14 protein-coding genes and 1 pseudogene (1 of these 15 running past the window's edge) are annotated in these 19,101 nt (G+C 56.9%); 7 read left to right on the top strand and 8 right to left on the bottom strand.

Features of this window, described 5'->3' with window-relative positions:
- The 3 genes and pseudogenes from E3W21_RS12635 to E3W21_RS12625 all read left to right on the top strand — a co-directional run.
- A pseudogene (locus tag E3W21_RS12635) lies at nt 1-97 on the top strand (glycerate kinase); it begins 1,051 nt to the left of the window's first position.
- Between the two features lie 378 nt (nt 98-475).
- Nucleotides 476-2,101 (top strand): methyl-accepting chemotaxis protein, encoded by a 1,626-nt coding sequence (locus E3W21_RS12630; RefSeq protein ID WP_134420120.1) that lies wholly within the window; start codon nt 476-478, stop codon nt 2,099-2,101.
- A 41-nt stretch (nt 2,102-2,142) separates the two neighbouring features.
- Entirely contained in the window at nt 2,143-3,330 is a 1,188-nt protein-coding gene (locus tag E3W21_RS12625; protein WP_134420118.1) for a pyridoxal phosphate-dependent aminotransferase, read from the top strand.
- A 113-nt stretch (nt 3,331-3,443) separates the two neighbouring features.
- On the opposite strand, the gene E3W21_RS12620 is transcribed toward E3W21_RS12625, so the two are convergent.
- From E3W21_RS12620 to E3W21_RS12600, 5 genes are all read right to left on the bottom strand, one after another.
- Entirely contained in the window at nt 3,444-4,421 is a 978-nt protein-coding gene (locus E3W21_RS12620; RefSeq protein WP_134420116.1) for a D-glycerate dehydrogenase, read from the bottom strand.
- A 21-nt stretch (nt 4,422-4,442) separates the two neighbouring features.
- A complete protein-coding gene (locus E3W21_RS12615) occupies nt 4,443-5,741 on the bottom strand; it encodes an MFS transporter (RefSeq protein WP_134420114.1) in 1,299 nt (432 codons plus the stop codon).
- Between the two features lie 45 nt (nt 5,742-5,786).
- The gene (locus tag E3W21_RS12610; RefSeq protein ID WP_134420112.1) at nt 5,787-6,848 is read right to left on the bottom strand and encodes a sugar kinase; all 1,062 of its coding nucleotides are present in this window, start codon (nt 6,846-6,848) and stop codon (nt 5,787-5,789) included.
- Nucleotides 6,841-7,623: a sugar phosphate isomerase/epimerase gene (locus E3W21_RS12605; protein WP_134420110.1), complete on the bottom strand. Its 783-nt coding sequence runs from the start codon at nt 7,621-7,623 to the stop codon at nt 6,841-6,843. Before E3W21_RS12605 ends, E3W21_RS12610 begins: the two co-directional genes overlap by 8 nt.
- A gap of 158 nt (nt 7,624-7,781) precedes the next feature.
- The gene (locus E3W21_RS12600) at nt 7,782-8,807 is read right to left on the bottom strand and encodes a LacI family DNA-binding transcriptional regulator (RefSeq protein ID WP_134420108.1); all 1,026 of its coding nucleotides are present in this window, start codon (nt 8,805-8,807) and stop codon (nt 7,782-7,784) included.
- A gap of 229 nt (nt 8,808-9,036) precedes the next feature.
- Here E3W21_RS12600 and E3W21_RS12595 point away from each other — a divergent pair, with 229 nt between their 5' ends.
- The 4 genes from E3W21_RS12595 (at nt 9,037) to E3W21_RS31760 (ending at nt 14,261) form a co-directional block, all read left to right on the top strand.
- The gene (locus E3W21_RS12595) at nt 9,037-9,843 is read left to right on the top strand and encodes a hypothetical protein (RefSeq protein ID WP_134420106.1); all 807 of its coding nucleotides are present in this window, start codon (nt 9,037-9,039) and stop codon (nt 9,841-9,843) included.
- 166 nt (nt 9,844-10,009) lie between these two features.
- Nucleotides 10,010-12,025, top strand: a complete 2,016-nt coding sequence (locus tag E3W21_RS12590; protein ID WP_134420104.1) for a hypothetical protein — start codon at nt 10,010-10,012, stop codon at nt 12,023-12,025.
- Nucleotides 12,026-12,139: 114 nt separating this feature from the next.
- Nucleotides 12,140-13,780 carry a pertactin-like passenger domain-containing protein gene (locus E3W21_RS12585; RefSeq protein ID WP_256661553.1) on the top strand — a complete coding sequence of 547 codons (1,641 nt, stop codon included), beginning with the start codon at nt 12,140-12,142 and terminating at the stop codon, nt 13,778-13,780.
- Complete coding sequence (locus E3W21_RS31760; protein WP_256661552.1) at nt 13,773-14,261, top strand: autotransporter outer membrane beta-barrel domain-containing protein; 489 nt, start codon at nt 13,773-13,775, stop codon at nt 14,259-14,261. Before E3W21_RS12585 ends, E3W21_RS31760 begins: the two co-directional genes overlap by 8 nt.
- Before the next feature lie 79 nt (nt 14,262-14,340).
- Here E3W21_RS31760 and E3W21_RS12580 read toward each other — a convergent pair whose 3' ends face one another.
- The 3 genes from E3W21_RS12580 to E3W21_RS12570 all read right to left on the bottom strand — a co-directional run bounded on the left by E3W21_RS12580 (nt 14,341) and on the right by E3W21_RS12570 (nt 19,101).
- The gene (locus E3W21_RS12580; RefSeq protein ID WP_134420102.1) at nt 14,341-14,808 is read right to left on the bottom strand and encodes a hypothetical protein; all 468 of its coding nucleotides are present in this window, start codon (nt 14,806-14,808) and stop codon (nt 14,341-14,343) included.
- A 362-nt stretch (nt 14,809-15,170) separates the two neighbouring features.
- Nucleotides 15,171-15,812 (bottom strand): DUF1345 domain-containing protein, encoded by a 642-nt coding sequence (locus tag E3W21_RS12575; RefSeq protein ID WP_134420100.1) that lies wholly within the window; start codon nt 15,810-15,812, stop codon nt 15,171-15,173.
- Between the two features lie 190 nt (nt 15,813-16,002).
- The gene (locus tag E3W21_RS12570) at nt 16,003-19,101 is read right to left on the bottom strand and encodes an efflux RND transporter permease subunit (protein WP_134420098.1); all 3,099 of its coding nucleotides are present in this window, start codon (nt 19,099-19,101) and stop codon (nt 16,003-16,005) included.

Here is a 19,101-nt window from a genome sequence, read left to right as displayed (position 1 = left end):
GACGCTGGAGCAGGCGTGTGCCGAGGCGCCCCGGTTGTTACGGGAACGGGCCAGTGATGTTGCGCGGGTTTGGCGGGTGGCCGCTCGCAAAGCCTGAAGCCGTACGATCGCTTGTAGCAGCTGCCGAGCCTGCGAGGCTGCGTTCGACTGCGAAGCAGTCGTAAATCCGGCAACCGGTTTTTCCTGACACACCGCGCCGCATGACTTCACGACTGCTGCGCAGTCGAACNNNGCAGCCTCGCAGGCTTGGCAGCTGCTACATAGAGCTAGAGTGTTTCATGGTTGAAACACTCGTAATCCGGTGAAATATTTTTCTCCAAATCCCCGCAGGAATCCTCATCCCCAGCCGATACAGCCAATAGGCCCACACAAACCTATTCCAACAGTGGCGCCAAACTGAAAGCGCGTGCGCCACCGCCCGCCCTTCAGCGATCACGCAAGGATGCTCGTAGCCCCATCACCCGAGAATCATCCTATGTCACTGCGTAATCTGAATATCGCGCCTCGAGCCTTCCTGGGTTTTTCCTTCATTGCCTTGCTCGTCATCGTGCTGGGTGTGTTTGCCGTGAACCGCATGTCGACCATCCGCCAAGCCTCCATCGACATGGCAACCACGCAGCTGCCCAGCATCGTGTTTCTCGGTAACCTGACAGAAAACATCCTGCGCCTGCGCATTCTTTCTTTCCGGGTGTTGGTCAACCGTGATCCGAACGCGTTGCAGGAAGCCCAGACACGTACCGGCTTGCTGGTCGACAAGGTTCGCAGCGCACAAGCCAGTTATGCAGCGTTGCCGGCCACCCCGGAAGAAGCCGCGCTGTACAAGACGTTCACGACAACACTGGACAGCTATATGCAAGACCAGAATCAGATGCTGGAGCTGTCGCGGCAGAACAAACTCGATGAGATGCGCACGCTGATCAACACCCGGATCAAGGACGGTACGGACCAGATGGGCGAGCAGCTGAACAAACTGGTAGCGTTCAACAACACATATGCGAAAACCGCCGCGGCCGAAGCGGGCGAGCACTACAGCAACGCCGTTACCGGCATCATCGCAGTGGCGGTGACTGCGGCGCTGATGACCGTGCTGCTGGCCTGGCTGCTGACCCGCAGCATCGTCACGCCGCTCAACCGTGCACTCCAGGCGGCCGAAAACATTGCGGGCGGCAACCTGACTAAAACCATCGACATCGACGGCAAGGACGAACCGGCCCGTTTGCTCGGTGCCTTGTCCACGATGCAAACCAACCTGCGCAAAACCATCGAACAGATCGCCGGTTCCGCCACCCAACTGGGTGCCGCCGCTGAAGAACTCAGCACGGTCACCCAAGAAGCGTCCCGCGGTCTGCAACAGCAGAACAACGAAATCGAACAGGCCGCCACCGCCGTCAACGAAATGACCGCTGCCGTGGAAGAAGTGGCACGCAACGCGGTGTCGACGTCCGAAGCCTCGAACCAGTCGACTCAGGCCGCCCGCGAAGGTCGCGACCGTGTGGTGGAAACCGTCGGCGCGATCCAGACCATGACCCACGATGTGCAAAACACCTCGGTGATGATCGAAGGCCTGGCCGCTCAGGGGCGCGACATCGGCAAGGTGCTGGACGTGATCCGCGCCATCGCCGAACAGACCAATCTGCTGGCGCTGAACGCTGCAATCGAAGCCGCCCGTGCCGGTGAAGCCGGGCGCGGTTTTGCGGTGGTGGCGGACGAGGTCCGGGCGCTGGCCCATCGCACGGCGCAATCGACCCAGGAAATCGAAAAAATGGTCGCCGGCATTCAGAACGGTACCGGCCACGCGGTCGCGTCGATGCAACAAAGCAATCAACGCACCCAAAGCACCCTGGAAATGGCCCGCGCCGCCGGCGTTGCGCTGGAGCAGATCACTCAGTCGATCCAATTGATCAACGAGCGCAACCTGGTGATCGCCAGCGCGTCCGAAGAACAGGCCCAGGTGTCCCGCGAGGTCGACCGCAACCTGGTGAACATCCGCGACCTGGCCACCCAGTCTGCCGCCGGCGCCAACCAGACCAGCGCCGCGACGCACGAACTGTCGCGCCTGGCCGTGGATTTAAATGCCATGGTGGCGCGTTTCGTGATTTGAGATAGGGTTGTGGCTTGGAACCCGCGCGACTGGAGAAATACATGCGCTATTCAGCCTTGACCAAACGAATTGCCGGTGACGGCGCAGCGGCCTGGCAGATTCATGACCGAGCACTGGAATTAATCGAGCAGGGCGTTGATGTGCTGCTGCTATCGATCGGCGATCCCGACTTCGATACGCCGCAGCCCATCGTTCAGGCGTGCATCGATAGCTTGTTGGCCGGTGACACCCACTACCCGTCAGTACGTGGCAGTCGAGGGTTGCGCGGTAGCATTGCCAACCGTCATCGACGTCGCAGTGGTCAAGCGGTGGATGCCGATCATGTGATCGTGCTGCCGGGCGCGCAATGTGCGGTGTATTCGGTCGCGCAATGCCTGCTCGACCCGGGCGATGAAGTGATCGTCGCCGAACCGATGTACGTGACTTATGAAGGCGTGTTCGGCGCCTGCGCAGCCAAAGTGGTGCCGGTGGCGGTGCGCCCCGAGAACGGCTTTCGGGTTGATCCGGCGGATGTCGCAGCGCTGATCACGCCTAAAACCCGCGCCATCGTGCTCAACAGTCCGAACAATCCTTCCGGCGCCAGTTTGCCACTGATGGTCTGGCAGGAACTGGCATCGCTGTGTGTTCGTCACGACTTGTGGTTGATCAGCGACGAGGTCTACAGCGATCTGTTGTACGAAGGCGAACACATCAGCCCGGCGAGCCTGCCGGGCATGGCCGAGCGCACGGCGACCATCAATAGCCTGTCCAAATCCCACGCCATGAGCGGTTGGCGTGTGGGCTGGGTGATCGGGCCGAAACCTTTGGCCGAACACTTGGTGCACCTGTCGTTGTGCATGCTGTTTGGCATTCCGGATTTCATTCAGAACGCCGCGCAATTGGCGCTGGATGAGGATCTGCCGGAAGTGGCGTTGATGCGCGAGGAGTATCGCCAGCGTCGCGACCTGGTGTGCGCGAGCCTGAGTGATTGCCCGGGCATCCGGCCGATCCGGCCTGATGGCGGCATGTTCGTGATGATCGATGTGCGCCAGACCGGGTTGTGTGCCCAGAGTTTTGCCGAGCGGCTGTTGGAAGGTTATGGCGTGTCGGTGCTGGCGGGTGAAGCGTTCGGCCCGAGCGCGGCGGGGCATATTCGACTGGGATTGGTGGTGGATCAGCTGAAGCTGGCGGATGCGTGCCAGCGGATTGCGTTGTGTGCGGCGGACCTTCTGGAGGCGCGTCGGGCCTGAAGTTGTGCTGGCTTTGATGGCCCCTTCGCGAGCAAGCCCGCTCCCACATTCGACCGCGATCAAATGTGGGAGCGGGCTCGCTCGCGAAAACTATCTAACAAACGCCAAATCCATCAAGCCTTCCACGCCCCGGCGTTCACCAGATTCGCCGGCCGCTCACCCGCTAGCGCCGCCAGTAGATTGTCCACCGCACACGTGGCCATCGCCTCCCGCGTTTCATGCGTCGCCGAACCAATGTGCGGCGTCGCCACCACGTTGTTCAGTTGCAACAGCGGCGAGTCAGTGTTCAGCGGTTCGCGTTCGAACACATCCAGCCCCGCAGCGCGAATCTGCCCTTCACGCAAGGCCTGGATCAGCGCCACCTCGTCAACCACCTTGCCCCGTGAAATATTGATGAAGATGGTTTCGGGGCGCATCAGGGCAAACTGCTCGGCCCCGATCAGCCCTTCGGTTTCAGCGGTCAGCGGCAATGTCAGGCAAACGAAATCCGCCTGCTGCAACAGCGCCGGCAGGCTGCGGTATTGCGCGTTGAACCGCTGCTCGACCGCCGGTTTCGGCGAGTGGCTGTGATAAATCACCGGCATGCCAAACCCGAAATGCCCACGCTGGGCCAGGGCCTCACCGATCCGCCCCATGCCAATGATGCCCAGGGTTTTACCGTGTACATCGGTACCGAATTGCGCGGGACCGACATTGCGCTTCCACTGACCGGCGCGAACCATGTTCGCCAGTTCCACCACGCGCCGGGCGGTCGCCAGGATCAGCGCGAAACCGGTGTCGGCCGTGGTTTCGGTGAGTACGTCCGGGGTGTTGCTGAGCAGGATCCGTCGTTCGGTCAGGTAGTCGATGTCGTAGTTGTCGACCCCCACGGAGACGCTGGCAATGGCTTCCAGGTCCGGAGCCAGATCCAATAATCCGGCATCCAGTTTCAGACTTGCACCGAGCAATCCGTGGGCGCGGGGCAGGGCCTCGCGCAGCGTTGCCAGGCCGTCGGCATTGAGGTTGTCGATCAGCGTCACCTCGGTCTGCTCGTGCAGGCGAGCCATCAGCAGCGGCGAGAGTTTCTTGTACAGCACAACCTGCTTTTTCATCGTCATCATCTCAACTTCAATTCAGGAATGAGCAGCCGTCGACCGTTGCACAACGGCCTTGGCCACGACCCGGTCACTGGCGCCGGGTTTGAGGAACATCGTCAGCACCACCGAGAGCATTAACGCGCCGCTCATCAACAGATAAGAAGCACCCGGCGAGCCGGTGGAGCTGTTCAGGTAGCCCACCAGATACGAACCGCCAAACGAGCCGAGCGCACCCATGCTGTTGATCAGCGCCATGGCGCCACCCGCGACGTTGGCCGGCAGTATTTCCGGGACGATGGCGAAAAACGGTCCATACGGCGCATACATGCAGGCGCCCGCGATCACCAGCAAGGTGTAGGACCACCAGAAGTGTTCGGCACCCAAAGCGTAGGATCCGTAGAACGCAATCGAGGCGATCAGCAGTGGCGGCCAGACAAAGCGTTTGCGCTTCTGCAATTTGTCCGAGCCCCAGGACACCAGCAGCATGCCGATCACCGCCGCCAGATACGGCAGCGAGGAGAGCCAGCCGGCCTCGATCATGTCCATCTGCGCGCCGGCCTTGAGGATCGAGGGCAGCCAAAGTACGAAGCCGTAAACGCCAATACTCCAGCAGAAAAACTGCAAGGCCAGGATGATCACTTTTGGCGAGCGGAAGGCTTCGGCGTAGTTCTTCACCGCTTTGATACCGACCTGTTCGGCAGCCAAAGCGCTTTGCAGATCCTGCTTCTCTTGATCGCTCAACCACTTGGCTTGAGCGGGGCGATCATCGGCCAGGCGCCACCAGATAAACGCCCAAAGCACCGCCGGCAAACCTTCGATGATGAACATCCAGCGCCAGCTGAAATGCTGCACCAGGTAACCCGACACCACCGACATCCAGAGCATGGTCACCGGGTTGCCGAGGATCAGGAAGGTGTTGGCGCGTGAGCGTTCGGCACGGGTGAACCAGTGGCACAGGTACACCAGCATCGCCGGCATCACCGCGGCTTCGACCACGCCGAGCATGAAGCGAATCACGACCAGCCAGTAGGCGTTGGAGACGATCCCGGTCAACGTGGCCAAACCACCCCAGAGAATCAGGCTGACGAAAATCAGCTTCTTTACGCTGTGCTTCTGGGCGTAGATCGCGCCCGGCACCTGGAAGAAGAAGTAGCCGAGGAAGAACAGCGCGCCGAGCATCGACGACAGGCCCGGCGTGATCATCAGGTCGGCGGCCATCCCGGAGGCGGCAGCGAACCCGTAGTTGGCGCGGTCCAGGTACGCCAGGCTGTAGGTGATGAACACGATGGGCATGATGTACCACCAGCGGCGGGCGGCGAGTGTTGCGGTTTTCATAGTGGTGCTCCTGAGCTTGTTGTTTTTGTCGCAGCAGGTAACGGGTTAAAGATTTTCAGTGACTGTGCGGGCCTCATCGCGAGCAAGCTCGCTCCCACAGGTGATTTGTGTTTGAACCCGATCCAATGTGGGAGCGAGCTTGTCTCCGGGCGGCGATCCGACGATGGCGGCCTCAAACTCGGCAGACATTTCGAGGCGATTGGGCAACCCCTCCATATCCCCACGGCTCTGCACCGCGCGGCTGCCAATCCAGTTGGCACGCTTCACAGCGTCGGCAAAGCTGTGGTTTTCCAGCAGGGCGCTGATCATGCCGACGGCAAATCCATCGCCGGCACCGACGGTGTCGACCACCGTTTCCACCGGCACGCCCGCCACGAAACCCTGATCCAGATGGGTGCGGTAATACGCACCGTGCGGGCCCAGTTTGATCGCCACGGCTTCAGCGCCCTGATCGAGGTAAAACGCCGCGATGTCGGCCGGGTCTTCAAAACCGGTCAGCAAGCGGCCTTCACTCAGCCCCGGCAGCACCCAATGGGCGAGGGCGGCGAGGCGGTTGATCTCGGTAATCATCCGTTGCTCGCTGGCCCACAGGCTCGGACGCAGGTTCGGGTCGAAGGACACGCTGCGCCCGGCATCGCGCATGCGGGTCATCAATTCGAAAGACATTTCCCGGGCCGTTTCGGACAGTGCCGGGGGAATGCCAGTGGCGTGCAAGTGCCGGGCGTTCAGTAATTGAGGCGCGATCGACTGCCGCGACAGATGACTCGCCGCAGACCCTCGGCGGAAATACTCGACCACCGGATCGCTGCCATCGTCGGTGCGCGACTTGAGTTGAAAACCGGTTGGGTGCGCGGTGTCGATGGCGACGTTGCTGCAATCCAGGCCTTCTTTCTCCAAAGTATCGATGACGAACCGTCCCAGCGAATCAGCGCCTACCCGGCTCAGCCAGGCCACGTTGAAACCCAACCGCGACAAGCCAATGGCAACATTGCTGTCGGCCCCGGCAATGCGTTTGTGGAAGTGGCCGACGTCGGCCAAATCACCGTTGTGTTCGGCGACAAACATCGCCATGGTTTCGCCGAACGACAGAATATCGATCTCAGACATGAGCGCTCTCCAACCGGGTTTGACCGAGGCGGGCGAGGGTGGCGACGTGCTCGGTGGTCAACTGCACCAGGTCGTCGCCTTGCAGCGGATATTCCGCCGCCCGCATGACGCCTTGGGCCATGTGCCGCAGCAGTTGTTCCCACACATGCAGGTCACTGGCGGCCGGCGGTATGGCGACCAGTTTGCCGTCGGCCCGGCGCGTCACGGCTTTGCAGTGCACGTAGCCGACGTGGCGACCGAGCAACCGCGCGGCGCTGGCGGCGGACTGGTCTTGCCAATGCCAGTTGCCGATGTCGAAGGTCATTTTGACCGGCAGGCTGTGTTGCTCGACTTTAGCGAAAAAGCGCTGGAACGGTTCGATCCTGCCACCGTGCAAGGTTTGATCGTTTTCCACCAGCAACTGCACCGCACTTTTTCCCAGTACGCGGGCCAAGGTCTGGAGGTCGCTGTTGTCGGTGAAATAGCCCAGGGACACTTTCAGCCATTTGGCACCGAATGCCTGGGCGCGCTTTAACGCAGAGATCAGTTCGGGATTGGGTTTGGACTGGCCGGCCAGCCACAATTCCATCGGCGAGGAATACACGCTTTCGAGGCCTTGGGCCTGTGTGGCATCGGCCAGTTGCGCGGGGTCTTCGACGGTCAGCAGTTCTTCGCGCCATTCAATGCGCGTGGCGCCGGCGGCGGCCAACACCTCAATAAACGATCCCTGGCCGCGTTGGCGAACAAGGTCGGCGCCGTAGCTCGACAGGCTGATGGAAACGGGTGGTTTATTCATTGTTGTATACCTCTGAAACCGGTTTCATTTTTGTTCAAAAAAAATGGCTGTCTGGGTGGTGCGGTGTTCTTGAGGGCCTCTTCGCGAGCAAGCCCGCTCCCACCTTGGAACGCGGTGCACTTGTGGGAGCGGGCTTGCTCGCGAAGGGGCCAGTCCAGTCACCGACAATCTCCAAGAGTCGACCCACGCACAATCAACTTTGCCGAAAAATCCAGGGTCCGCACCGGCCCGTCATCACCGCGCAAACGCTTGAGCAAACACTCGAACGCGCTGGCACCAATTTCGGCCGTCGGCTGGGCGAGGGCGGTGATCCCGCTGCCCACCAGCGGATACCAATCCAGATCATCGAGGGCGATCAGGCCGACGTCCTCGAACAGATTGCACTTCAGTTCACGCAACGAATGGGTGCTGGCCAACGCGGCGATTCCGTTGGCGCAGAACAGCGCTTTCGGGCCGGGGCCTGGCGTTTCGAGGAAGGTTTTCAGTTTGACGGTCAGTTCACTACCGGTTTCGAGGAGGGTGCCGCGCAGAGTCGGGCGTTGCTCGATCTGCGCCTTGAAACTGCTAACCCGCTCGATCCGCGAACTCGTGCCGTCAAACGGCTCGGTCACCAACAGCACGTCGCGATAGCCGCGCTCTTGCAAATGGGTGAGGGCCATTTCAACGGCGGCAGGATTGTCCAGCCCGACCAGATCACTCTCCAGCTGCTCGACCTTGCGATCCACCAGCACCAGCGGCATTTCCCGATGCAGTTCACATAATTCGTCGCGGTGATGACCGAGGGTGTTCACGATCAAGCCTTCGATGTTGTAGGAACGCAGCAGGGCCAGGTGCTGGCGTTCCTGCTCGTCATCGCGGTCGGTGTTGCACACCACCAGGCTGTAGCCGTGCTGACGGCAGGCGGTTTCCACCCCGTGCATCACGGCAATCGAATAAGGATTACGGATATCGGCCACCAGCATGCCGATCAGGCGGGTTCGCCCGCGTTTCAAACCGCGGGCCATCTGGTTCGGGCGATAGCCGAGTTCGGCGATTGCCTGCTCGATGCGCAACGCAGTGGCATCAGAGAGCAGGGCGCGGTCATCGCCGATGAAGCGCGAGACGCTGGCTTTGGAGACGCCGGCGTGTTCGGCGACGTCGAGCATGGTGACGCGGCTGCGTTGGGCGGCGGAGAAGTCGTTCAAAGGACTGACCTTATTTTTGTAGGAGTATCTGAAACCGGTTTCAGGAAACACGATAAACCTGACTGTCGTCAAGCAAGTCTTCTGTAGATCTTTACGCGGTTTCCGACAGACGGTATCAATACCTGTCAGATCTGTCAGTAGGCAGTTTTAAGGAAATCGCGCTTAATATCTGAAAACGCCTTCAACAAGAAATATGCAATGAGAACACTTCACAGAGCGAGAATCTGCGATGTCACGATCCAATGAACAAGTCACCGCTGCGGGTTTGCGGATAGATGGTGTCAGCGAATCCGATCCAGCAGGCCGGATCTCCTTGGAGCAACTAATCAATGGGACGACTATAAGGATTCCTCGATGGGATCGTTTTCCGGATCGGCCGGGGCGTTTTACGATTCTTCACATCTATTGGACACAAAACAGTGTTAGAGACGAAATATATACGGAGACATACACACAGGTAGACGACAAACCGGAGTTTACGTTTCCACTGACTCCGCAAAGAATGAGCGTGGATGGGGTCGCTTTTATTCAGTATGTACTTGAGGGGTATGATGGGAATGAAGATCCATCACCTATAAAGACACTGACGATTGATCATACTCTCGTCCCGTCCCTTAAAAGTCCCGGCTTTCCGGATGCAAATTTGTGGGGGTATATAAACTGCACTCCACTTTGCCCGGAAAGCCCGCCTGTTTGGGAGAAAATCAGACTGCAGATATCGGCTGAACTCATTTTCAAAGAATTTGACGAGTTTGTGTTGGAATGGCAGGGCTTTGCCACACTCAATGGCGCACCACCGGCGTTGACCCCATTATACGAGCTGCGCAAAATATTAAGTGAAAACGATGCGGTTAATGGTTTTGTCTTTGATATACCTTTCGATCCCTACGTAAGACCCATGTTTGATAACGATTCAGGCGTTTCGCGATATACGATTGTTAGAAACGGTGTGCCGATTGCGAAATCTTACAATGGTGTTGTGAAAATAGATCGAATTATACCCGGTGAGGACATTCCCTGTGGTAGTGCACCATGAGATATAAAGCGATTGTCCTTTCATTGGTTTTTGTTGTGCCGTTGTGATTGCTATACAGGTGGTCTGTCTCCTGGTGAAAGTTATTGATGAGCTTCCGTGCTGTTCTCGTCGAGTTGTTAGCGTACCGGGATTGATTTGACTTGGACATTTTGTTCGGAGAATAAATATGACTATTCAAGAGAAATTCAGTAAAGGAACAAAGTTAACAGCCCAGGAAATAGCCAAGCGTGCTCGTTTGGCGTTGCGCACGTCTACGGTTAACGTAGGCATTACGGCCGAGGCTCCGATAATTGTTGGGAAGATTGTCGACGATCTGATTCCAAAAGAGATTCTGGATCCGGGGCCGATGACTGTAAGATTCGACACTAAAACAATCGTTGCGCCTCACGATGATGATGAATGGGAGCTTTTCCAGCGCAAAGGAGCGTCAGGAACTCCCGTATTAGTCGGCGGCGGTATATTTGGGGCAGTAACAGGCCGGCCGGAGCTTCTTAATATTCCAGTGCCTACAATTGCGCTTGTCGATGATGATCTGACAAAGATCTCAACGACTTACCAATATCAATTTATCTTTTATAAAGGCAGTGATGGTAATCCGGATGCGTTGCAGTGGGTGACGGCGGAGATTGATCGTACTGCTCCTGAACAGGATAAACCCTCCGGCACCAAGTTTAAACCGGACGCAGTTGTTTTTCAAAACTTGCCGCCGCGTGGAACGATTGACGATGTTTGGCTAAGAGATAACACGCAGCTTTCTCTAACCGTCAATACAGGCTGTGAGTTTTATCGTCCGGACGATGTGATTGATGTCTATATCGACACTAACTATGGGACTGGTACACCTGTCCATAGTCAAGCGTTGACCTCGCCCACTGTGAATATTCCACGGGATAAGCTTCCGGAAATCGATTCGCTTTATTTTATCTGGTACGTATTGCGTGATGTGGTGCGTAATGAAAGTGACCCCGCTCTTTCGGGCTCATTTAATGTTCGGCGTCTTCCGCCACCTTCGTTGATCCCTTGTGTAATTCCCAAGGGTATTTCGCCGGATGTCATTGATCTGGAGGATCTTGAGACCCCTGTTTTTGTGAATGTACCGTATACCCTTAACGGCCAGGGGAATGATCGGATTACCCCGACAGTCGCCAACGGAACGTTACCGGTTTCTCTGGGTAGTCAGACCTTGGGGACGACACCAAGGACTCTGCAGTTCCAGATCTCTACCAGTAGATTGTTGGCACTTTGGGGGTCTGCTACAGCGGAGGTCTCGATTATCGCCAATTATCAATTTACTCGTGGCCTGGAACCGTTACTTCGCTCGACCGATACTTTTTCAGCCCTCGATTTTACTTACCGAGGCCCGGAAAATCCGATTTTCCCTGGACGGGAAAATCCCAATATGACCAAGGTTACCGTTGTAGGCCCCAGTAATACGCCAAACCACATTACTGCCGATGACCGAGGTGAAGACGCGAACATTAATACTCCAATGATTACCACCCCCGTATTTTGGACGCCAATAGGCGATGAAACTGCAAAGCTCTGGTTCAACGGAAAGGAGATACATAGTGTTTTGCTAACGGCTGGTACGGTAACCGACTTGACCTTTACGATAGATCCTTCCGAGATTGACGCAGCAGGTCCTGGTACAGCAATTGCGTACTGGACGATCGAAGAGACGGGCGGCCGCAATGTAATCAAGTCGCCTGACACAGAGGTGATCATTGATAACGTTCGGGTTACTCTGCCCCAGCCGACAGTCCAGTTGTTCAATGGATACGTATCATGCCGGTACCTGACTCGCCCCAATTTTGAGTTGCCAGTAGAGGTTACGATTGATCCGACTTACATGCCGACAAACACAGTTGTAACAGTAAAATCGGTTGGTACTGAGGATGCACAAGGCCTGAAGGAAATTAGCGGTACTGAATTCAGTAAAAATTACACAATAACCGGCGCCGAAACGAGTGGTGTTTTTGTAGAACACATCCAGCCATACTTGACGAAGTTAAAACCCATTCAGCCGCCGCGCAGCTCCGGTCTAGCTAATGGATATATAAAAATTTGGTATGAAGTCACCATTTCTGGTATGCCGACTCAATCATTGAGTTTCCTCAATGAAGTTTCGTTACTGAATGACAGTGGAAATTACTGTGAGGGTACTCCAACCAATGAAGGCTGACTGAGTGTTTGCCGGGAGAGTACGCTCTCCCGGTATTTTTCCTATTGCAGTAGGTAACATATTCCTATTGTTTTCGCAGAGTATTCCTACATACCAGGGTTGCGGATGGTTGTAGTGTGCCGACGTTTACGGACGGCATCCGCTCGTTCTCAAATTTCATTTCTTCGTTCTTCAGGGAACAAAAAATCGGAAAACTCTTTTATGTGGTCAAAAAAAGATGCCACCCAAATAACGATGACGAAAATGTGGCTGGGTGGTTCCTCGCTGTGTTTTTTTCCATTGTTGATGTCTCAGACCGTAAACGCCGGAACATTGGTAGGCGGCACTCAAACGATTACAAATGGCTCCAGCGTGGAGCAATGGGTTCTTTCTCAAAATGCTACTTTGAACGTCGACGGGGCTCAGACGCTCAATGTCACCGCGTTTGAATCGACGTTGAATGCGAGTGGTGCGGTGACTCAACAGATCTCGGCCAGTCGCGGGTCTACGGTCAGCCTGATCAACACGACTGTAGTTGGAGGTAATGCACGTGCGGGATTGGAACTTGTCAACAGCACTGCCACGATCAACGGCAGTGCAATCAGCGGCAATCGGCTGGGCTTGCAGGTGGGGCATGCTGTCGGCACGAACACTGGCTCAAGTGCCACGCTGACAGACAGCAGCGTCATCGGTGTAACGGGAGGCGCTCGCGTAACGGCCTTCAGCACACTTGCCCTGGATAAGTCGACGCTAGAGGGCACGGGGACGGGCAGTACCGGCCTCACTTTGCTCAGTGGTGCAACGACTGCGGTAAATGGCTCACACATTATTGGCGCACAAAACGGCGTGACATTGGGATTGGAAGCTGCGGGTTTACCGGCCAGTCAATTGCGACTGGATCAATCGAGTGTCGAAGGCAAGAGCGGCGCAGCCATCGTAGTCGACAACGCCGGCATATCGGCGCCCGTATCTCGAATTGATGTTCTCAATGGGTCAACACTGGGCGGTAGTAACGGAACGATTCTGGACGTCAGGGGCTCGAGCGATGCTGCACTTAACGTGGAGCACAGTGCCCTGACAGGCAGTGTCCTGGTATCTGATAACAGCAATACTTCATTGAATTTTACCCGCGCTTCGCTGATAGGAGATGTGAGCGCTGATGCGGGTAGCACTGCGACTGTCTCGCTACAGCAGGGTTCGCAGTTGAGCGGTGTCCTGAATGGTGTTGGCACGGCTGGCATTGATGCCACGTCCAGGTGGAACCTGACGGGCAACAGCCAGGTCGGTGACCTTGTGCTGAACGGTGGCACGGTGAAACTGGGTGCTGATAACGATTTTTTCCAATTGAGTGTCCATAACCTGTCTGGAAGCGGTTTGTTTGAGATGGGGGTCAACTTCACTACCAATCAAAGTGATTCTCTAAATGTCACCGGTACCGCAACCGGTGATCATCAATTGCTGATTACCAGTACCGGCAGCGAACCAGCCAGCGGCCAGCCCATCCAGGTTGTTCACACCGCAGGTGGGGATGCCCGATTCTCGTTGGCCAATGCTGAGGGTCAAGTTGATCTGGGGACGTTTTCCTATGGGTTGAAACAGGGCGGAACCGGCAATGACTGGTTCCTGGATCCTGAGAGTCGCACGATAAGCCCCTCCACTCGTGCAGTGGCGGCTTTGTTTAATACCGCTCCAACCGTTTGGTACGGTGAATTGACCTCATTGCGCAGTCGTATGGGAGAACTGCGTTTCAACCCGGACAAAGGTCGGGATGACTGACGGCAAACGTTCCAAAGGCGACTATGACAACAGCGCCATCGGTGGCTCTGTGGAAGTGGGGCGCCATATCAAGTTGGAGAAAAGCTACTTCATCGAACCTTTCACTCAGTGGTCCGCGGTGGTAATTCAGGGCAAGGATTACAAACTGGATAATGGCTTGCAGGCCGAAGGCGATCGTACACGTTCCTTGCTCGGCAAGGCCGGGGTCACAGTCGGGCGTGATTTGCAGCTGAATGGCGGTACTAAATTACAGCCTTATGTTCGAGGGGCATTCGCCCATGAGTTTTCGACGAACAACGAAGTCAAGGTCAATAATAACGTGTTCAACAATGATCTTTCAGGGTCGAGGGCTGAGGTCGGGGCGGGCATTGCAATCAATCTGTCGGGACGTTGGCAAGCGCATGCAGAAATTGAATACATGAATGGTAAGAATATTGAAATGCCAATGGGAGGCACTGTGGGCGTGCAATTCAAGTGGTAGAGGGCTGTTACGCATATCCAGGCTTGTAAATAGGTATAAAAGGGCCAGGGTTGAATGCCGAGGCCCTTATTTTTTCGGTTTAGCGAATGAGCGTCGGGCTGGAACGACTAAGAACTGTATTGAAGTGCCCTCTGCACAAATAATGTCCGGTCCCATCAGATTTATCTATATCAGCATTGAAATTGCCAATGAAGGTCATATTTTCGAGATTCAATGTATATTGGATCGTCCCTGCTCTGGCTTTTTGAAGAGTTGGGTTGTTCAAGTCTTCATAGTTGTTATAGAAAAGCGAGACCTCATCATCGCCGTCAGTGATTTTCCCGATGTTACTTTGAATGTCTTTTGAAAATGTGATGGTGAAAGTTTTTGCATTGTTGTCTCTCCGATCAGTCGCAATCACGACCCAAATTTCACCTCGACCTGGGGTTGACGAGCTTCTTAGTTCGGTCAGTGTGGCGACAAAGTTAGAGCTATCTTCCAGATTTGCAGTAAATACTTCATCCAGAGCTGAAGGGGCACAGCGAGCTTTCAAGGCGGTGTTGCTCATGATTACACTCTCCATATTTTTAGCAGGGAAATCCAGGCCACATCTTTCGATGTGAAATGCCTGGATGTTTCATATAAGACCAATATCAATATTTTGTAAACTGTCAGATATAGCAGCTATACAAAATGCTGGTTTTGTGTTTGGTGGTTGTTGTTTTGTGGGGTTCTATTTACAACTGGCGAACATTAATTCGATTTTTTATAACCAGATTGCTGACATTGCAGCAGCCAGTAATATAGCTGCTGGTATTTTTAGAAGCATTTCAAGGCTTGCCGGAGGTCGAGGTTGGTATCGGCATACGGGTACTTGCGAGCTTTGGTGTCACAAGCGGCAGTCACGGTTCCTGTCGGTTGGTGTAACTGTCAGCCAAACAGTCCCGCCGCGATGTTGATCGAGAACCCGAGAATGGCCGTGTTGAACAGAAAGCCGATCAGCGACTGCGCCAGGACAATCTTGCGCAAATCCCGAGTTGCCACGCCAACATCGGACGTCTGGACCGCCGCGCTGATGGTGAAAGAGAAATACAGGAAGTCCCAGTAATTGGGCGTTGTCAGACCTTCAGCAAAACGCAGTGCCGGGTCTTTGCCGCCCCAGGTGTAGAACAGACGGGCGTAGTGCACGCTGAAAATTACCCCGATCAGCAGCCATGAACCGATGACCGTCAACGCGGTAAAACCGTAATGCAGCAGCTTGCGGGCCGTTTCCAGGTCCTTGCTGCCGGCCAGCTCGAAGGTGATGGTCGCCAGGCTGGCAATTGCGGCGATGCATACAACAAACAGCACCAGCCCGGCGTTTTCGTCTTCGACCTCGGCAATGCGCTTCACGTCCGGCGCTTTGGCGCGCGCGGTGAGCCAGAGCATCAGGATCAGGTAACTCCAGACCCCGGTGTTCCAGCCGATGAGGATTTTGCTGATGATCGAGTCGGCTGGTGTCAGAATGCCTGCCGCAACGCCGAGAGTGAAGGCGGCGGACAGGCGAGGGTGGGTGCGGGCGAGGAAGGGCATGTGAACTCGATGCGTCAGGGCTTTGCAAACACCTTAGCCCAGCGCAGTTCGTTGTGACCACCAAGCTGTAGGCGATGAGGCCTCCTGTGGGAGCGAGCTTGCTCGCGATGACGGCGTAACAGCCAACATAGATATCGACTTTTATGGCCTCATCGCGAGCAAGCTCGCTCCCACAGTGATGGGTGTCGGGTCAGATATCCGTGCTCCGCTTGCGGACCAACTTCATCACCACCACAAAAAACACCGGCACAAACACCACCGCCAGCGTCGCCGTGATCATCCCGCCAATCACCCCGGTGCCGATCGCTTGCTGGCTTGCCGAACTGGCCCCGGTGGCAATCGCCAGCGGCACCACGCCGAGGATGAACGCCATCGACGTCATCACAATCGGCCGCAGGCGCAGGCGCGCGGCTTGCAGCGTGGCGTCGATCAGGTCGTGGCCTTCGTCGTACAGGCTCTTGGCGAATTCGATGATCAGGATCGCGTTCTTCGCCGACAGCCCGATGATGGTGATCAGCCCGACCTTGAAGAACACGTCGTTGGGCATCCCGCGCAAGGTCACGGCCAATACCGCGCCGAGCACGCCGAGCGGCACCACCAGCAGCACCGAGGTCGGAATCGACCAGCTCTCATACAACGCCGCCAGACACAGAAACACGATCAATAGCGACAGCCCGAGCAGGATCGGCGCCTGACTGCCGGATAACCGTTCCTGCAATGACAACCCGGTCCATTCCTGCCCCAATCCCGCCGGGCCAAGTGCAACCAGTCGTTCGATTTCCGCCATGGCTTCACCGGTGCTGTGACCGGGCGACGGTTCGCCGGAAATGCTGATCGCCGGGTAGCCGTTGTAGCGAGTCAATTGCGCCGGGCCCTGAGTCCATTTGGCCTGGACGAAGGCCGACAACGGCACCATTTTCCCGGCGCTGTTGCGCACGTGGATCTTCAACAGATCGGCGACCTGACTGCGCTGATCGCCTTCGGCCTGAACCACCACCCGCTGCATCCGCCCCTGATTGGGGAAGTCGTTGATGTAGGCCGAACCGACGGCAGTGGATAGCACATTGCCAATATCGGCAAAGGACACGCCCAGCGCATTGGCCTGTTTGCGGTCGACTTCCAGTTGCACCTGCGGCGCTTCGGCCAGGGCGCTTTCGCGCACGTTCATCAGGATCGGACTTTTCTCGGCGGCAGCGAGCAATTCACTGCGCGCCTGCATCAGCGTGGCATGGCCAAGACCGCCACGGTCCTGCAGGCGGAACTCGAAACCGCTGGAGGTGCCAAGACCGTCAACCGGCGGCGGCAGTACCGCAAACGCTACGGCGTCCTTGATCTGGCTCAACGCGATGTTGGCGCGATCGGCAATCGAACTGGCTGAGTCGTCGCTGCCCCGTTCAGACCAATCCTTGAGCGTGGTAAACGCCAACGCCGCGTTCTGACCGCTGCCGGAGAAGCTGAAACCGAGAATCACCGTGCTGTCGCCAACGCCGGGTTCAGTGGCGTTGTGGGCTTCGATCTGCTCGACCACCTGCACTGTTCGGTTCTTGCTTGCACCCGGCGGCAACTGAATGTCGGTGATGGTGTAGCCCTGATCCTCCACCGGCAGGAATGAGGAGGGCAGTCGACTGAAGCACACGCCCAATCCGATCAGCAGTACGCCGTAGATCAGCAGGTAACGGCCAGAGCGTTTCAACGCATAGGCGACCCAGCCCTGGTAACGCTCGGTCAGTTGCTCGAAACGCCGGTTGAACCAGCCGAAGAACCCGCGCTTCTCGTGATGTTCGCCCTTGGCAATCGGCTTGAGCAACGTTGCGCACAGTGCCGGGGTCAAGGTCAGGGCGAGGAACGCCGAGAACAGAATCGAGGTGGCCATCGACAAGGAGAATTGCCGGTAAATCACCCCGACCGAACCCTGCATGAACGCCATCGGAATGAACACCGCCACCAGCACCAGCGTGATGCCGATGATTGCGCCGGTGATCTGCTTCATCGCCTTGCGCGTTGCCTCTTTGGGTGACAGGCCCTCGGTGGCCATGATCCGCTCGACGTTTTCCACCACCACAATCGCGTCATCCACCAGGATGCCGATCGCCAGTACCATGCCGAACATGGTCAGCACGTTGATCGAGAAGCCGAGGGCCAACATGGTCGCAAAGGTGCCCATCAGCGCCACCGGCACCACCAGGGTCGGAATCAGCGTGTAGCGGATGTTTTGCAGGAACAGGAACATCACCGCAAACACCAGCAACATCGCCTCGCCGAGGGTGTAAACCACCTTGGTGATCGAGACTTTGACGAAGGGCGAGGTGTCATACGGGATCTTGTATTCCACGCCAGCCGGGAAGTAGCGCGCCAGTTCGTCCATCTTCGCCCGCACCAACGTGGCAGTGCTCAAGGCATTGGCGCCCGGTGCCAACTGCACGCTGACGGCAGTCGACGGTTTGCCGTTGAGGCGGGTGGAGAACTGATATTCCTGACTGCCGATCTCGACGCGCGCCACGTCTTTGATGCGCACAGTTGAGCCGTCAGGATTGGCTTTCAGGACAATGTCGGCGAATTCTTCCGGCGTCGACAACTGGCCTTTGACCAGAATAGTCGCGGTGATTTCCTGGGTGGTGCGGGTCGGCAAATCGCCGATGCTGCCGGCCGACACTTGCGCGTTCTGCGCGACGATGGCGGCGTTGACGTCAGCCGGGGTCAGGTTGAAACCGATCAGCTTTTGCGGGTCGATCCAGATTCGCATCGCCCGTTCGGCACCGTACAACTGCGCCTTGCCGACGCCGTCCAGACGCTTGATCTCGTTCATCACGTTGCGCGCCAGATAATCGCTGAGCGCCACGTCGTCGAGCTTGCCGTCGCTGGAGGTGAGGGTGATCAGCAGCAGGAAGCCGGCGGAGACTTTCTCCACCTGCAAACCCTGCTGCGTCACCGCTTGAGGCAGACGTGACTCGACCACTTTCAGGCGGTTTTGCACATCGACCTGAGCCATTTCCGGGTCAGTGCCCGGCTGGAACGTCGCGGTGATGGTGGCACTGCCGAGGCTGCTCTGGGATTCGAAATACAGCAGATGGTCCGCGCCGTTGAGTTCTTCCTCGATCAGGCTGACCACGCTTTCGTCCACGGTTTGCGCCGAAGCACCGGGGTACACGGCGTAGATTTCGACTTTCGGCGGCGCTACGTTGGGGTATTGCGCCACCGGCAACTGTGGAATGGCCAAGGCGCCGGCCAACAGGATGAACAGGGCAACCACCCAGGCGAACACCGGGCGATCGATAAAGAACTGCGGCAT

This window comes from Pseudomonas sp. F01002, assembly GCF_004402115.1.
GTDB lineage: Bacteria > Pseudomonadota > Gammaproteobacteria > Pseudomonadales > Pseudomonadaceae > Aquipseudomonas > Aquipseudomonas frigoris.
This window is presented reverse-complemented; position numbering and strand designations above follow the sequence as displayed.

What these genes read in the sequence shown, in the direction of transcription:
- E3W21_RS12625 (WP_134420118.1), top strand. Translation starts at nt 2,143, where the DNA reads ATGCGCTATTCAGCCTTGACCAAACGAATTGCCGGTGACGGCGCAGCG.
- E3W21_RS12605 (WP_134420110.1), bottom strand. Translation starts at nt 7,623, where the DNA reads ATGAATAAACCACCCGTTTCCATCAGCCTGTCGAGCTACGGCGCCGAC.
- E3W21_RS12630 (WP_134420120.1), top strand. Translation starts at nt 476, where the DNA reads ATGTCACTGCGTAATCTGAATATCGCGCCTCGAGCCTTCCTGGGTTTT.
- E3W21_RS12590 (WP_134420104.1), top strand. Translation starts at nt 10,010, where the DNA reads ATGACTATTCAAGAGAAATTCAGTAAAGGAACAAAGTTAACAGCCCAG.
- E3W21_RS12620 (WP_134420116.1), bottom strand. Translation starts at nt 4,421, where the DNA reads ATGAAAAAGCAGGTTGTGCTGTACAAGAAACTCTCGCCGCTGCTGATG.
- E3W21_RS12580 (WP_134420102.1), bottom strand. Translation starts at nt 14,808, where the DNA reads ATGAGCAACACCGCCTTGAAAGCTCGCTGTGCCCCTTCAGCTCTGGAT.
- E3W21_RS12575 (WP_134420100.1), bottom strand. Translation starts at nt 15,812, where the DNA reads ATGCCCTTCCTCGCCCGCACCCACCCTCGCCTGTCCGCCGCCTTCACT.
- E3W21_RS12570 (WP_134420098.1), bottom strand. Translation starts at nt 19,101, where the DNA reads ATGCCGCAGTTCTTTATCGATCGCCCGGTGTTCGCCTGGGTGGTTGCC.
- E3W21_RS12615 (WP_134420114.1), bottom strand. Translation starts at nt 5,741, where the DNA reads ATGAAAACCGCAACACTCGCCGCCCGCCGCTGGTGGTACATCATGCCC.
- E3W21_RS12595 (WP_134420106.1), top strand. Translation starts at nt 9,037, where the DNA reads ATGTCACGATCCAATGAACAAGTCACCGCTGCGGGTTTGCGGATAGAT.
- E3W21_RS12610 (WP_134420112.1), bottom strand. Translation starts at nt 6,848, where the DNA reads ATGTCTGAGATCGATATTCTGTCGTTCGGCGAAACCATGGCGATGTTT.
- E3W21_RS31760 (WP_256661552.1), top strand. Translation starts at nt 13,773, where the DNA reads ATGACTGACGGCAAACGTTCCAAAGGCGACTATGACAACAGCGCCATC.